General features: G+C 57.2%; 10 protein-coding genes. 9 read left to right on the forward strand and 1 reads right to left on the reverse strand.

Annotated elements, in window-relative coordinates:
- The first annotated feature begins 13 nt into the window (after window positions 1–13).
- From FGU71_RS08010 to FGU71_RS08050, 9 genes are all read left to right on the forward strand, one after another.
- Entirely contained in the window at window positions 14–3,133 is a 3,120-nt protein-coding gene (locus FGU71_RS08010; RefSeq protein ID WP_234035693.1) for a TonB-dependent receptor, read from the forward strand.
- 120 nt (window positions 3,134–3,253) lie between these two features.
- Complete coding sequence (locus FGU71_RS08015; protein WP_234035694.1) at window positions 3,254–4,276, forward strand: glycoside hydrolase family 16 protein; 1,023 nt, start codon at window positions 3,254–3,256, stop codon at window positions 4,274–4,276.
- 58 nt (window positions 4,277–4,334) lie between these two features.
- Window positions 4,335–5,390 carry a LacI family DNA-binding transcriptional regulator gene (locus FGU71_RS08020; protein WP_142788078.1) on the forward strand — a complete coding sequence of 352 codons (1,056 nt, stop codon included), beginning with the start codon at window positions 4,335–4,337 and terminating at the stop codon, window positions 5,388–5,390.
- Window positions 5,387–6,652 (forward strand): MFS transporter, encoded by a 1,266-nt coding sequence (locus FGU71_RS08025; protein ID WP_142788079.1) that lies wholly within the window; start codon window positions 5,387–5,389, stop codon window positions 6,650–6,652. Before FGU71_RS08020 ends, FGU71_RS08025 begins: the two co-directional genes overlap by 4 nt.
- Window positions 6,653–6,758: 106 nt before the next feature.
- Window positions 6,759–9,182 (forward strand): glycoside hydrolase family 3 protein, encoded by a 2,424-nt coding sequence (locus tag FGU71_RS08030; protein WP_234035695.1) that lies wholly within the window; start codon window positions 6,759–6,761, stop codon window positions 9,180–9,182.
- A 65-nt stretch (window positions 9,183–9,247) separates the two neighbouring features.
- The gene (locus tag FGU71_RS08035; protein ID WP_142788080.1) at window positions 9,248–10,831 is read left to right on the forward strand and encodes a sodium/sugar symporter; all 1,584 of its coding nucleotides are present in this window, start codon (window positions 9,248–9,250) and stop codon (window positions 10,829–10,831) included.
- Between the two features lie 21 nt (window positions 10,832–10,852).
- The gene (locus tag FGU71_RS08040) at window positions 10,853–11,749 is read left to right on the forward strand and encodes an NAD(P)H-binding protein (protein ID WP_142788081.1); all 897 of its coding nucleotides are present in this window, start codon (window positions 10,853–10,855) and stop codon (window positions 11,747–11,749) included.
- A gap of 246 nt (window positions 11,750–11,995) precedes the next feature.
- On the forward strand, window positions 11,996–13,714 hold the full coding sequence (locus tag FGU71_RS08045) for a solute:sodium symporter family transporter (RefSeq protein WP_142788082.1): 1,719 nt from the start codon (window positions 11,996–11,998) through the stop codon (window positions 13,712–13,714).
- A 98-nt stretch (window positions 13,715–13,812) separates the two neighbouring features.
- On the forward strand, window positions 13,813–14,205 hold the full coding sequence (locus FGU71_RS08050) for a tail fiber domain-containing protein (RefSeq protein ID WP_142788083.1): 393 nt from the start codon (window positions 13,813–13,815) through the stop codon (window positions 14,203–14,205).
- Here the strand turns inward: FGU71_RS08050 and FGU71_RS08055 are convergent.
- Entirely contained in the window at window positions 14,202–15,116 is a 915-nt protein-coding gene (locus tag FGU71_RS08055) for a TauD/TfdA family dioxygenase (protein ID WP_142788084.1), read from the reverse strand. The two genes, FGU71_RS08050 and FGU71_RS08055, sit on opposite strands and share 4 nt — an antisense overlap.
- Window position 15,117 lies beyond the last annotated feature (1 nt).

The following is a 15,117-nucleotide window of genomic DNA, read 5'->3' on the forward strand; positions in this document are numbered from 1 at the left end:
GGCGATGTCCGCCATGATCGCGACTCCGGCTCTTGCGCAGGATGCAGATCAGGATGGGGAAACCGAAGAGGTTGCTCCGGCTGGCGAAGGTAACGCCATTATCGTTGAGGGTTTCCGCGCTTCGCTTAAGAACGCGCAGAACATCAAACGTAATGCTGACACCTTTGTTGATGCAATCACCGCAGAAGATATCGGCGCGCTGCCTGACCGTTCGGTCGCAGAGGCGCTGCAACGTATTCCGGGTGTCAACATTGGCCGGTTTGAAAATCCGAGCGATCCGGACCGTTTCTCGGTCGAGGGCACCGGGGTTATCATTCGCGGTCTGCCATTCGTTCGTTCAGAGCTGAATGGCCGCGATATTTTCTCCGCCACTGGCGGGCGCGTGCTCAGCTTTAACGATGTTTCGCCAGAGCTTCTGGGCCGCGTCGAGGTCTTCAAAAACGTAACAGCCGATATGGTTGATGGCGGTATCGCCGGTACCGTGAACCTGGTTACGCGTAAGCCGCTGGATAATCTCGGCACTCGCCTGTCCGGTACTATCGAAGGCAATGTCGGTGATCTGGCTCAAGAATGGTCGCCAGGTTTCTCGCTGCTCGGTTCGACAACATTTGAAGCTGGCGATGGTCACACCATTGGCGTTCAGTTCGGCTATGCCAACTCGGAACTCGTAAGCCGTACTGATGCGACGCAGCTGACCGACCCTTGCTATCGCGCGGACACGCTTGACGGCCCATGTTTCCGTACTCGTGCGGTGGGATCGGGCGGTTTCGGTGATCCGACCGGTTTTGATTCGTCGAATTTCCCGCCTGCCGGGACTGTTCTGTCGCCCAAAGGCGCGGGTGTTCGCTCCACTGAGTTAACGCGTAATCGTGAGGCGTGGTCGTCTGTTCTTCAGTACGAGAGCCCTGACCGCAATTTCGCCGTTACATTCGAGTGGCTGCGTTCCGATACTTCGTTCCGCACCGAGGAATTCGCTGCTCTCGCGCTTGTCAACAATGACGCGTGGTTCGCCGTTCCTGCCGCTGGAAGTACCTGGGCATTTGACCAGAATGGTGTGTTCCAATCCGGAACGCTGACCCAAACGCTCGGCGATTCCGGTTTCTCACCTTGGTTTGGTTTGAACACCGAATTGCTCCGCTTTGAACGTCTAACCGATTCGAAGACCGAAGATCTGTCGTTCGACATCGATTGGAACATCACGGATCGTTTGCGCGTAAACTTTGAAGCGCAAAGAATCTCTTCGGACCTGCGTCAGGATAGTGCGATCGGTACGATGGCCACTTTCTCGGACGTGCGCATCGATGCGACCGGAAAAACACCGCAGGTTGAATTCATCAGCCCTCAAGGTGCTCCGAGCGATCTCTTCAGCAATCCAGATTATACGTATTTCTGGTTCCTGCTGGACAGCCGCGCACGCAACGAAGGCGATCTGGACAGTCTGCGTGCTGATTTCGAATATGACATCAGCGACGAAGGTTTCCTGAAAAGCGCTCGCTTTGGTGCACGCTGGTCTGATCGCAACCGGATTACCCGTGATACGAACTTCACCAACTGGGGTTCGCTTGGTGCACCATGGACCGGTCGTAATGGCCAGTGGGGCGCTACTGGTGGGTTCTTTGGTCCGGGCGGCGGCGCTTATCCGGCAGATTTCCCGGCGGCTGCGGGTTACCGCACGCCTTTCGCGGATAACTTCCAGCGCGGCAACGCTCCTGTTCCGCTCGAAGCCGGTGGCGGCTTCTTCTTCGGCGGTGACGATCTGATCGGCGAATATCTTGCAGGGACTACATCTCAGCAAGGTCAGGACATCGCAGCGTTCAGTTTCCCGAACTTCCTGCCCGGCCAAACTTGGTCGCCTTTGGCTGATGGTTTCACCGATGGTCAGATTTCGGATGTGGCTGAAGAAACACAAGCCGCATATGCCCGTTTCGATTACGGAATGGACTTTGATAACGGTTGGGTTCTCGAAGGTAACTTCGGCGTCCGTTATGTCGACACGACTGTGAGAAGCAACGGCGACATCTCGTTCCCGTCTCCGGTCAACTTCTTCGACGGAGTCGTCCCGGGTCAGGCAGCGGATGGTATTGTCCAGGTCAACGAACTTCAGTTCTCTTGCGACAACAATCCTAATCCGAATTCAACCATTGCCTATTGTGGTTTGTCCGACGCCAGAAAGGCTGAATTCGTCTCTGCGATCACCGGAGCGCGGATCATCGATGATCGCGACATCACATTCGATCATTGGCTGCCAAGCTTCAACGCGAAGCTGGATATCGGTAACGGCCTGTTGTTCCGTGCAGCGGTTTCAAAAGGAATCTCGCGACCGGACCTCGCGTTGTTCCGCGCTGGCGGGCAGATTGTTGACAACACCGGTAACTTGCTGGCCGAAGGCACGCTCGACACCGGTCCGTTGTTCCAGATCGGTACGGGTAACCGCAACGTTCAGGCGACCGAATCGTGGAATTACGATCTCTCGGTCGAATGGTACTTTGATGATGTCGGCTCGCTGACGCTCTCTGGTTTCGTCAAGGATCTGACAGGTATTGTCAGCAACGGGGTCGATTTGGTCGATTATCCGAGCGGCAATGGCGATGTTCCGATCCGGGTCGATGGACCAACGAACGTGCTTGGCGGAACTCTGAAAGGTGTCGAGGTTGCGTATCAGCAGACTTATGACTTCCTGCCGGGACCGCTCGATGGATTGGGTGCGCAGCTGACATACACCTATGTCGATGCGGGTGACTTCACCAACTCAGACCTCGATAACAACCGAGGTACGTTTGCATCGCTCCAGCCGCTCGAAGGTGTGTCCAAGCACACAGTCAACGCGACCTTGTTCTATGAAAAAGGTCCGCTGTCTGCACGTACAGCCTATAACTGGCGTTCGGAATTCCTGATCACACCGCGTGACAGCATCTTCCCGTTCTCGCCAATCTGGCAGGAATCCACGGGTCAGCTTGACGCGTCGATCTTCTATGCGGTGACCGACTTCCTCAAGCTCGGTGTGCAGGGTGTGAACTTGCTGGATGAAGTGACCGTCACATCGCAGGTCGTCGATTTCGACGGCACGCGGATCACGCGTTCGGCGTTCCGTAATGACCGGCGCTTTACCTTCCTTGCTCGCTTTGATTTCTAAAGGACAAGCGATCCAACGAACGAGTTGAAAAGGAGGGGGCTTTGCTTTGGCGAGGTCCCCTCTTTTTGCATCCGGTCTGGACTGGATGACGAATGTGATCTGATCTCTAAAGGAAATCGTATGCTGCGGTATTCGGCGATGGCGGCTTTGGCTGGCACAATATTGATGGTGAGCGGTTGCGGCGGCAACGGGTCCGCGCCTTCCGCGGCAAGCGCAAACGGATCACCGCCGCCAGCAAGCGGGACCGATCAAGGGGCCTCTGCTGCATCGGCAGAGTGGCAGCTGGTCTGGCAGGATGAATTTGACGGTACTGCACTTGATCCGTCGAAATGGACGCCCGAAGCATCGTGCTGGGGCGGCGGCAATAACGAGCGCCAATGCTACACTGACCGCATCGAAAACATCGCCGTCGAAAACGGGCTTTTGGTCCTGAAAGCGCGTAAGGAAACTTTCACCGGGCCTGACCGCCCGCCTGAGATCGCGGCCAATCCAAACCTGCAGGTGACGCGGGAATACACCTCCGGCAAAGTCCGCACCCGCGGGCTTCACGCCTGGAAATATGGTCGATTTGAAGTCCGAGCCAAAGTGCCCGCCGGGCAAGGCATGTGGCCGGCGGTCTGGATGATGCCAGCCGGCGATGAATATGGCAGCTGGCCGCTATCGGGCGAAATCGATATTCTGGAGGCGGTGAATATCGGCGCAGACTGCACAGAGTGCGAAGGTCAGGTCGGTGAAAACCGGCATGTCAGCGCTTTGCACTTTGGCAATTCTCCGCCGGACAACCGCTATATAGATCAGAAATCAGCCTTGCCCGATCTGTCGCTGCCGTCAGACAATTTCCATGTCTACGCAGTTGAATGGGGTGAAGGCCTGATCCGTTTCCTGATCAATGATCGGGTGCATTTTACCGTCCCGCGCGAACAATGGTTCAGCGGGTCGCCGCTGGCTGCGGGAAATGCTAACGCGCCGTTTGATAAACCATTCTATATCATGGCAAACCTTGCGGTTGGTGGTAGATGGCCTGAGGAAACAAATGAAAAGGGGCTTGCGCAGAGCTCTTTGCCCAATCAATTCGAGATTGATTGGATCCGAGTGTATCAATGCACCGAAGACCCGGATACCGGGCGAGCGTGCATGCAATAATACGCGGGGGCGTATTGAATAAAAGGCTGGCTGGGGGGTCAGTAAGGACGGGAATATCATGGCCAGGCGCCGCAATTCAGTAACAATCCGCGAAGTCGCGGAAGACGCAGGCGTGTCTCTGCAAACCGTAAGCCGTGTCATCAATGATGAACCGAATGTGCGGCCGCAGATGCGCGACCGCGTGCAATCGTCGATCGACCGGCTCGGATATGTGCCGTCACTGGCTGCGCAGCGGATGAGCGGATCGCGCAGCTATCTTATCCTTGCCATCAACGATCGCGAGCGCACGCTGGCCGATTGGCGTGAGCGTTCGGGCACCGACTGGGTTGACCAGATGTTGCTCGGCGGAACGCTGACATGTTCAAAACACGGCTACCGGATGATCGTAGAACTGGTCGATACCCACGCCGATCATGTCGAGCGCGAGTTGAGCGCGACCGTTTCGGCGTTGCAGCCAGACGGCGTCATCCTGACGCCGCCGCACTCCGAAAATCCGCAAATCACGCGCCTGTTGGCGCAGCGCAACATCCCCTTTGCGCGGATCGGATCGACCGAAGACGGCCCCGGTATCCGGCTGACGATGGGGGATGAAGGCGCGGCCTATGCCTCAACCAAACGCCTGATCGAATTGGGGCATTCCAAAATCGCAATCATCGCCGGACCCGATCAATACAGCCTGAGCGGTTGGCGGATTGAGGGGTGGCGCCGCGCGCTCGCAGAAAGCGGCCTGTCAGACGAAGGCCTGTGTGAGCGCGGTGATTTCGGGTATGATTCCGGGACGAAAGCGGCGCGAATATTGCTGGATAGGCACAGTGATCTGACCGCGATCATCGGTAGCAGCGATAAGATGACGCTGGCCGCATTGGAAGTGGCGCGTGATCGGGGTTTGCATGTCCCACGCGATATCTCACTGATTTCGTTTGATAACACGCCAATTGTGCGCTTTTCACAGCCGCCGCTTAGCGCGGTTGATCAACCGATTGCGGAAACCGTTTCAATCGCAGTTGAGCACCTTATCAATCTCGACAAATCGCCTCCGGTTCGCAATGTTATTGATGTGCCGGCCCAGCTTGTCGAGCGGTCCTCCACCGGCCCTGCGCCCGCTTCAAAGTGAGCGACCACGCAGCGCCAGATGACCGGCAGCCATTTTGGTTCTTGATCCTGTTCGCTTTGGCCGTGGGCGGCGGCGCGGTTGCGTATGTGCCGCTGTTGACGGTGCTGTTGCCGGTTAAGATTACCGGCGTGGTCGGAGCGGAAGATGTCGCCTCGCTCGCACGGGCCACTTTTTATGGCGCAATTGTCGCGAGCCTCGCCAACATCGCGTTTGGAATGGTTAGCGATCGCAGCGGCACGCGGCGAATCTGGATTGTGCTCGGGCTGTTCAGCTCAAGCGCGTTGTTGATCTTTATCGGCAGGGCAAATTCGCTGTTTGATCTGATCGTCCTGATCATGGCGTGGCAAGTGTGCCTGAACATGATGCTTGGCCCCTTGCTTGCCTGGGCGGGCGATTGCGTTCCTGACCGCCAAAAAGGGTTGCTGGGCGGTTTGTTATCCGCTGCGCCTGCAATGGGGGCAATGGCCGGATCATTGGTGACTTTCGAAAACTTTGTTTCGGAGAGTTTCCGGATGCCGGCCATCGCGATGTTGGTCGCCGCGCTGGTTTTGCCGGTGGTCCTGCTTGGCGGAGGGCGGGAGCGGCCTGCTCTGATGCGTCCGCGAGGCGTCAATGATTCAAAGAGTGCGCCATATGCTGATGCGCAGGCCGGGGTGCAGGCCGATGCGCAGGCCGGTGCGCAGGCCGATGCGCAGGACGGGCAAACGAAATCTGTGGTCGCCCGGATGTGGATGTCCCGTTTTCTGGTTCAGATTTCGGAGGCGGGCCTGTTTGCATTTTTGCTGTTCTGGCTGAGATCGATTGTGGCCGACTTTCATGAGAACACCGCCGCCAACATTTTCAGCCTCGTGTTGATCGTGTCCGTTCCATTGTCGCTGGTGATAGGGCGATGGTCCGACACACACCGCCGCCCGCTGCTCCCGCTGGTCGGAAGTGCGATGCTTGCTGCGGCCGGTCTTGCGATAATGGCTGCGGCTCTTGAGCTGCCATTGGCGATCACCGGCTATGTCATTTTCGGGATCGCTGCGTCGATTTTTCTCTCCTTGCATACAAGCCAGACCTTGCGCGTTCTGCCAAAACCGCAGCACCGGGGCCGTGATCTCGGGATTTTCAATCTGACCAATACGATCCCTTCGGTTGTAATGCCGTGGATCACGCTTTCACTGGTTCCCGGCTTTGGATTTTCTGCATTGTTCATCTTGTTCGCCGGATTGGCGGCGCTCGCTGCGTTGCTGTTGGCAACGATTATAAGGCGCACATGAAGGCTTGATTTTAGGGCGAACGCATGCAAACGATGGGGCCGTTGATAACGTTCTCATTTTTGGGATCTTCGGGAACGTATCGGGTCTTGGGAGGGACTTTCTTAAAATGCGTACATCCGCCCGCCTGATGGCAGCCAGCGCTCTTGCTGGATTGGTTTCTGCATGTGCTGGTACGCCGGTTCAAACCGCTGCAAGCGCCCCGCCGGTTGAAGCTGTGCCGGACACCGCTCAAGATGCGGCCCAAGATACGGGCCAAGATACGGGCGAACGGCAGATCGCGGATTTGCTTTCGCGGATGACGCTGGAACGTAAAGTCGCTCAGCTGATCATGCCGGATATTTCGTCCGTCACACCGGCTGATGTTGAGAAATACCGTTTCGGAACTGTCCTGAACGGCGGAAATTCAGGCCCGTACAACAATGATTTTGCGCCTGCTCAGGATTGGCTGAAACTGGCCGATGAATTTTGGGATGCATCAACCAAGCCGCTTGCGAATGGCGAGCCGGCAATCCCGATGATCTGGGGCACCGATGCGGTGCATGGCCACGCCAATGTGATCGGTGCGACGATCTTTCCGCACAACATTGCACTCGGCGCGACAGGCGACGCTGATCTAATTCGCCAGATCGGCGCGGCGACGGCGACCGAGATCGAAGTCACTGGCATCGATTGGACTTTTGCCCCGACAGTTGCCGTGGCCCGCGATGATCGCTGGGGCCGGACCTATGAAAGCTATTCGGAAGACCCGGCGCGCGTTGCGGAAATGGGTGTTGCCATGGTCGAAGGTTTGCAAGGTAAGCCGGGGGCAGACGATTTCCTTGGCAATGGCCGAGTGATCGCAACCGCTAAGCACTTTTTTGGCGATGGCGGTACAGCGCAAGGCGTTGATCAGGGTGAAGTAAACGGCGACATCGAAGATTTGAAAGAAGTCCACGTCACACCTTACCCGCCTGCGATTGAGGCCGGTCTGGGTTCGGTCATGGCCAGTTTCAATTCGATCAACGGCAAAAAGATGCACGGCAACAAAGCGTTGCTGACTGATCTTCTGCGCGGGGATATGGGTTTTGACGGTCTGGTTGTTGGCGATTGGAACGGTCATGGCCAGATCAAAGGCTGCACCAATGACAATTGCCCGCAAGCGATGCTGGCCGGGCTTGATGTTTATATGGTACCCGAAGACTGGAAAGCGCTCTACGAAAATACGCTGGCTCAGGTAAAAGACGGCACTATTCCGGAAAGCCGTATCGATGAAGCGGTCGGTCGGGTGCTGCGTATCAAACAGCGCGCTGGTATTCTCGATGGCGAGGTAAAGCCGTCGCTGCGCGAAAATGCCGGTCGCTGGGACAAGCTCGGCTTTGCACCGCATCGCGCCATTGCGCGCGAAGCGGTGGCCAAATCGATGGTCCTGCTCAAAAACAATGGCGTGCTTCCGCTTAAGGAGAACGCCAATATCGTTGTCGCGGGTAGCGCGGCAGACAGTATCGCTCAACAAGCCGGTGGCTGGACCATCACATGGCAGGGCGGCGGCGAGCTCACCAATGAGGATTTTCCCGGCGCGACCTCGATTTTCGCCGGTCTTCAACAAGTCGGCCAATCCGCAAATGCTGATGTAACCCTGTCGCCCGATGGCGATGTTGCATCCTCGGCTAAGCCTGATGTCGCCATCGTTGTGTTCGGTGAAGAACCCTACGCCGAATTTGTCGGCGATCGCAAAGACCTCGCATTCCGCGATGCCGAGGGCCTCGAATTGCTCCGCAAGTTCAAGGCTGATGGTGTTTCAACGGTCGCTGTGTTCCTTTCTGGTCGCCCGATGTGGGTCAACCGCGAGCTTAACATTGCCGATGCATTTGTCGCTACGTGGCTTCCCGGAAGCGAAGGCGCCGGAGTTGCCGATGTGTTGTTCGGCAAGGCACCAGCATCAGGTACGCTATCGTTCAGCTGGCCGGAAAACTGCGATGGTGAACCACTAAACGGTCCCGAGGGCGCGCTATTCCCGGTCGGGTTCGGTCGTTCGCTGGATGATACGAAACCGTTTGCGACTCTAAGCGAGGAATGTGCGGCGCTGACTGCTGGCGGTGCATCCGACTGGTTCGCTGCGGGCCGTCTTGCTGACCGGGTCAAAGCTTTGTCCAAAGGCACCGAGCTGCCCGATCTGCGCGGCTCGGCTGGCGGTATTGTCGCACGCGGAATTGATCGCAACGCACAGGAAGACGCGCGCGAGATCACCTTCGGGCCCGGTACCGCGCTGGATTTGAGCGGTCCGCAAGGCGGCGATGCCTATCGCATCACATATCAAGTGACACAGCGACCCGCTGGACCCGTGACCCTTTCCAGTAATGGCGCGACGCTTGATATCTCGCGTGAATTGCTGATCGCTGAGGGTAAAGGCTGGCGGGAAATGGTGCTCACACCAGCGTGTCTTGCTGGTCTTAGCAATGCTCTCACCATAGGATCGCAAGCGCCGTTTTCGATCCAGATTTCGGCCATTTCACAAGAAGACGCAGCCGAGGGGGCCGAGTGCTCATTCTGAGCCGGTAAAAACATAAAAGCAGGTCAGGGCCGCAAAGAGCCAGTGCCTGCGGGGGAGTATGCAAAATGACGCTCGAGACCATCGATATCATCATCATCGCGGCCTATGCCTTCGCGTTGCTCGGCATTGCGCTGTTTGTCAGCCGGGAGCCTGCGGGGCACGAGAAAAACACCGAGGATTATTTCCTCGCGGGCCGCGCTTTGCCGTGGTGGGCGATCGGGGCCTCGCTCATCGCATCGAACATCTCGGCCGAACAAATCATCGGACAATCGGGCCAGGGTTTTGCCGTTGGCGTCGCGATTGCGGCCTATGAATGGCAGGCGGCCATTGTCCTGTTGATCGTTGCGAAATACTTCCTGCCGATCTTTCTTAAGCGCGAAATCTACACCATGCCGCAATTCCTCAATCAGAGGTACGGCGAGGGCGTTAAGAACCTGATGAGCGTGTTCTGGGTCGCGCTTTACACCGCAGTCAACCTTACAACGGTGCTGTGGCTTGGCGGACTGGCAGTGGATTCTCTGACCGGTTGGGGTGTCATGCTGTCGATGCTGGCGCTCGCGGCTTTTGCTTCGCTCTACTCGCTGTATGGCGGTCTCAAGGCGGTGGCCCTGACCGATATCATTCAGGTCGTAATCCTGATTTTCGGCGGACTGGCCATCACATGGTTCGCACTCGATGCCTTGCCAGCGGATGGGGCGATTGCCGGCTTTGGGTTCCTGATGCAGGAAATGCCGGGTCACTTTGAGATGATCCTTGATACCGACCATCCGGCCTATTCTGATTTGCCGGGTATCTGGACGATCCTTGGCGGATTGTGGGTGCTGCATTTCAGCTATTGGGGCTTCAACCAATACATTATCCAGCGTGCACTGGGTGCAGAGAGCCTAGGCGAGGCGCAAAAGGGTCTGGCCTTTGCTGCATTCCTCAAAATCCTCGTGCCATTCATTGTCGTGGTGCCCGGGATCGCAGCGGTGATCCTCGCGCAGCAAGGTATGCTTGACGGTGCGGCTCTTAACGAAAAGTCGGATCGCACTTATGGTCAGTTGATGGCGTTTGCGCCGGCTGGTCTGCGCGGGCTGGTGTTCGCTGCACTGATTGCTGCGGTTGTTTCCTCGCTTGCCTCGATGATGAATTCGATTTCGACCATCTTCACGATGGATCTGTATCGCAGCGCACGTCCGGATAAAGCAGAACAGCATTATGTGATGGTAGGCCGCATTTCGGCCTTCACCGCGATGGCTCTGGCTCTGGTTCTGGCCCGCCCGTTCATCGGCGGCTTTGAAAGCGGATTTCAGACAGTGCAGGAATATACCGGCTTTATTGCGCCGGGAATTGTGGTCGTCTTCCTGCTTGGTTTCTTTGACAAGAAGATGAACACGACGGGTGCTTTCACGGCGCTGATCGGTTCGCTGGCGGTGAATATCCTGCTCAAATTCGGCATGCCCGATGTGCCGTTTATCATCCGTATCTGGGGCGTTTTCGTCCTCTCGATCATCGCGGCGGCTGTCGTGTCGCGGATGACCGGAGCACCGGAAGAGGAACGCACGGTAAAGCTGGGTGATATCTCGTTTGCCACCACCACGCTGTTCAACACATTGTCGGCGATCACGGTGGTTATCTTTGTCGGCCTCTATATCGTTCTGTGGTGATACGCTAAGCCCCGTCCTGTGATGGACGGGGCACAGCAACAAACGCGCGTTTTGCTCGCCGGGGCGAGCGGTACAATCGGCCGCGCGGTCATGCGGGCATTGGAGGAAAGCGGACACGATGTGACCGCAATCACGCGCCGCGATTTTGCCGCGAAAGACGGGCTGGCGGCAGCCTGCGCTGCGGCAAAACCGGCCACGGTTATCTCCTGCATCGCATCGCGCAGCGGGTCACCCAAGGATGCAGAGGCGGTTGATTTCCTAGGCAATCTCAACCTGCTGAAAGCCGCCAAAGCAGCGGGCGCGCAGCATTTCATCCTGTTATCGGCGATCTGCGTACAAAAACCGCGCCTTGCCTTTCAACACGCAAAGATAGCATTCGAGCGCGCGCTCAAAGCGTCACCCATCGACCACACCATTGTGCGCCCTACCGCGTTTTTCAAATCGCTTTCGGGTCAGGTCGATCGGGTTGCCAAGGGCAAGCCTTTCATGATTTTCGGGGATGGCAATCTGACCCGGTGCAAACCGATCAGCGACCGCGATCTGGCGCGGTTTATTGCCGATTGCGTGACTGATCCCGAGCGCCGTAACACGGTGCTGCCCATTGGCGGCACCGGCCCTGCGATTTCGCTGCGCGAGCAAGGTGAGCTGATCTTTCAAATTGCAGGCACAGAGCCGCGTTTCAAATCCATTTCACCGCGCCTCTTTACAGGTGCATCGCGCATCCTTTCTATTGGTGCGCCGGTGTCAGGGTGGTTCGCGGAAAAAGCGGAATACGCCCGCATAGCGCATTATTATGCGACCGAAAGTATGCTGCTGATCGATCCCGAAACCGGTGAATATAGCGCGGAAAAAACGCCTGAATTCGGCTCCGACACTTTGGCCGATCATTACCGCGATATGTTGAAAGATCGCAGCTGATGGCAGCCTGCACCTGCACCTGCACCTGCACCTGCACCTGCACCTGCACCGTTTCCTACTCGATCCAGCGCGCCTACACACGCAGGTGATGAATTCCCATGACACGTCGCATCTTCGAAAGTCACACTTTGCGCACAGCCACTCGGCACAAGCCCCTGATGCGCAAGGCAAAAGTGTGTTTGCACGTTTTCACGGGATCTGCGTTTGGTGTCACCCCGCTTTGCCGAGCCATGATGGAGGCGCGCGGTGAGCAGTGACAATCTGATTTTCACACTGGTCAGCTGTGTGTTTTTTATGGGGCTGGTCGGCTGGATCAGCTGGTTCAAAACCCGCGGTACAACAGAGACAAAGGACGGCTATTTCCTTGCTGGCCGCGGGCTGGGCGCGACCTTTATCGCCGGATCATTGCTGCTCACCAACCTGTCCGCCGAACAGCTGATCGGGCTGAATGGTTCGGCCTATGGGTATAACATGTCGAGCATGGGGTGGGAGGTAACGGCAGCGATCGCGACAATCGCGATGGCGCTGATTTTTCTGCCCAAATATCTCGCAGGGGCATTCACCACCCTGCCTCAATTCCTCAATGACCGGTTTGATCCGGTCGTGCGCCGCATGTCGGTTGTGCTGTTTATGCTTGGCTATGGGTTGGTCACCATCCCCAGCGTGCTGTATTCGGGCAGCCTGGCGGTTATCGCGTTGTTCGATGTCCCCGCGCTAACCGGTCTGGGCGATTTTGAAGCCTTGATCGCGATGGTGATCCTGATCGGGGTGACCGGATCGATCTATGCCATTTTCGGCGGACTTCGGGCGGTGGCGATATCCGATACTCTCAACGGCGTCGGCTTGCTTATCATCGGCGTTATTGTGCCGGTGTTCGGCCTGATCGCGCTGGGCGGCGGCGATTTTTCAGCGGGTCTTGCGCAGCTTACAGCGGATCATCCCGAGAAATTAAACGCGATTGGCGCTGCGGATGATCCGACCCCCTTTGGTACCATTTTCACCGGGATGATTTTTGCCAACCTGTTTTACTGGTGCACGAACCAATATGTGATCCAGCGGACACTCGGCGCGAGCAGCCTTGCTGAGGGGCAAAAGGGCGTCTTGTTCTCCGGCTTCTTCAAGATTCTGGTTCCGTTTTTGATGATGATACCCGGAGTGATTGCATTCCATATGTATGGGCCGGGGCTGGGCACCATTGACGAGGCATATCCGCGCCTGATCCGCGATGTCTTGCCCATCTATCTGTCCGGCTTTTTCCTCGCGGTGCTGCTGGGTGCGGTGTTCTCTTCGTTTAACTCGCTGCTCAACAGCGCGGCGACATTATTCAGCCTGGACGTGTATGCACCGGCAAAAGAGGCTGCGCGCGGTTGGGCGCCTGGCGACGCCGAATTGGTCCGGGTGGCCAAGATTGCGAGTATGGTGATTGCGCTGTTTTCATTTGCGGTCGCACCGATGCTGGCCTTTGCGCCAGAGGGTTTGTGGCAGATCATTCGCATCTTCACCGGGTTCTATAATATTCCGACCGTGGTGATTGTGATTGTGGGCCTGTTCACCGCCCGAGTACCGGCGCTGGGGGCGAAAATCGTGATCGTCTTTCATGTGACGGCCTATGGATTGTTGCGGTTTGTCTTTAATGACGATGTGACCCTGCACTTCCTCCACCAATATGCGATCCTGTTTGTGATCGAGGTCGCGATCATGTTGATTTGCGGTTGGCTGCGTCCGCGTGAACAAGCGTGGCGTTTCACGCGCAACGAACAAGTCGACATGACACCTTGGCGTTATGCAAAGCCGCTTGCCATAACCTTGTTCAGCTGCGTGGCGGCGACCTATCTGCTGTTTTCGCCGCTTGGTCTGGCATCATCTGGTGGGCTGAGCGTGGCTTTTGCTTGGCTGATCGGTGCGTTGATCCTCGCCAACGCAGTGCTCTGGATGGCGGCGAGGCGGCGGCTGTTAACGGCCTGATGGCCATTTTCCACAGCGCTGATGCTTTGGGATTGATCCACCAGCGCCATTTTGTAAAATATCGACGATGAAACAGGGGTTTTACGGCGAGGACAGCCATGAAAACTTCACGCGAACGTCAAACCTATGTTCGCCCGGTGCTGCTGTATTATGGCAGCGTGCGCAATTTGACCGGCGGCAGCTCAGGGCCCGGAAATGATGGCTTTGGCGGCTTTTCCGGTTTGACCGGAGGCGGGATGGACATGGGAATGTCCGACCGCCGGCTTAAACAGAACGTGCGCAAGATAGGCGATCACCCCGCAGGGTTCGGGCTTTATCTTTTCGATTACCGGCCTGAATTTTCCGAAATTTGCAGCGGGCAAAATGTTTTTGGAGTGATGGCAGATGAAGTGCGCAAGGTTTGCCCGGACGCGGTATCCCTGCACCGATCGGGCTATTGGATGGTCGATTATGCGCGGTTGGATATCACGCAACAGGCCGCCTTCGCTTAAGCGATAAGCGAGGCGAGGACCCGCCGCTTTCCTTCAAACGGCCGGCGGCCATGCATCACGAGGAAATTGTCAATCAGGGCAACATCGCCCGGTTGCCAAGCAAGGTTTTCGGTCAAATCGTCGGCGATTGCGATCGCTGGTGCCATATCCTGCGAGGTGATGGGATCGCCGCCGCCGAATGTGATCGCGCGATTGGGATCATTGCGGCTATCCGCCCAGCCGCGGAAAGCGGCGATCAACTGATTGAAAAATACCCGTCTGCCATCATCCAGCTGGCGCACCGCGGGCAAGGCCGATGTGGTCGCCCGCAGGCTTTCATCGCCCAGCCATTCCCACGCATAGCCAAGCTCTCGCAGCCGGGCTTCTGCGCCTGCGCGGTCCGCGACGCTTAATGTGCTGCGCCAGCTGCGGCCCTGACCAGAGCCCGCATCATCGCTGCCCGGCATAACATTGGTATAGCGCACGCCCTCGGCGGTGAGACGCTCGACAAAATCGGGCGCCGCCTTTGCAAGGTGTTCCAACACCCAATCAGACCGGCAAACCGGCGTGGCTCCGCCCGCTTCGGCGGCGATCTCGCAATAGAAAAACAGCTTGCTTGGATAAAGCGGCGTCTGCGCCATTTCATGATGCAGAAAAATCTCGGTCGTCGGCGGGGCTTCATTGGCGGTAAAAACGCGGGCGGTGACATTGGTGCGGACCGCATTTGAAAGCGAATCTTCATAGGTGAACCCGGCTTCGCCATAGCCGTGGATTGCCGCATCGAAAGCGTGCGCATCGGGCACATTGAAACCGCGAAATAGCAGCGCGCCGGCATTGTCTAGCGCGGGATCGACGGCCGCCTTGTTCGCGCTCAGGAACGCTGCGAGATCGCCGCTGCCTTCGACGATGGCTGGGAATGTGTGCTGTGTCATA

The sequence above is a fragment of the Erythrobacter insulae genome (assembly GCF_007004095.1).
Lineage (GTDB): Bacteria > Pseudomonadota > Alphaproteobacteria > Sphingomonadales > Sphingomonadaceae > Erythrobacter > Erythrobacter insulae.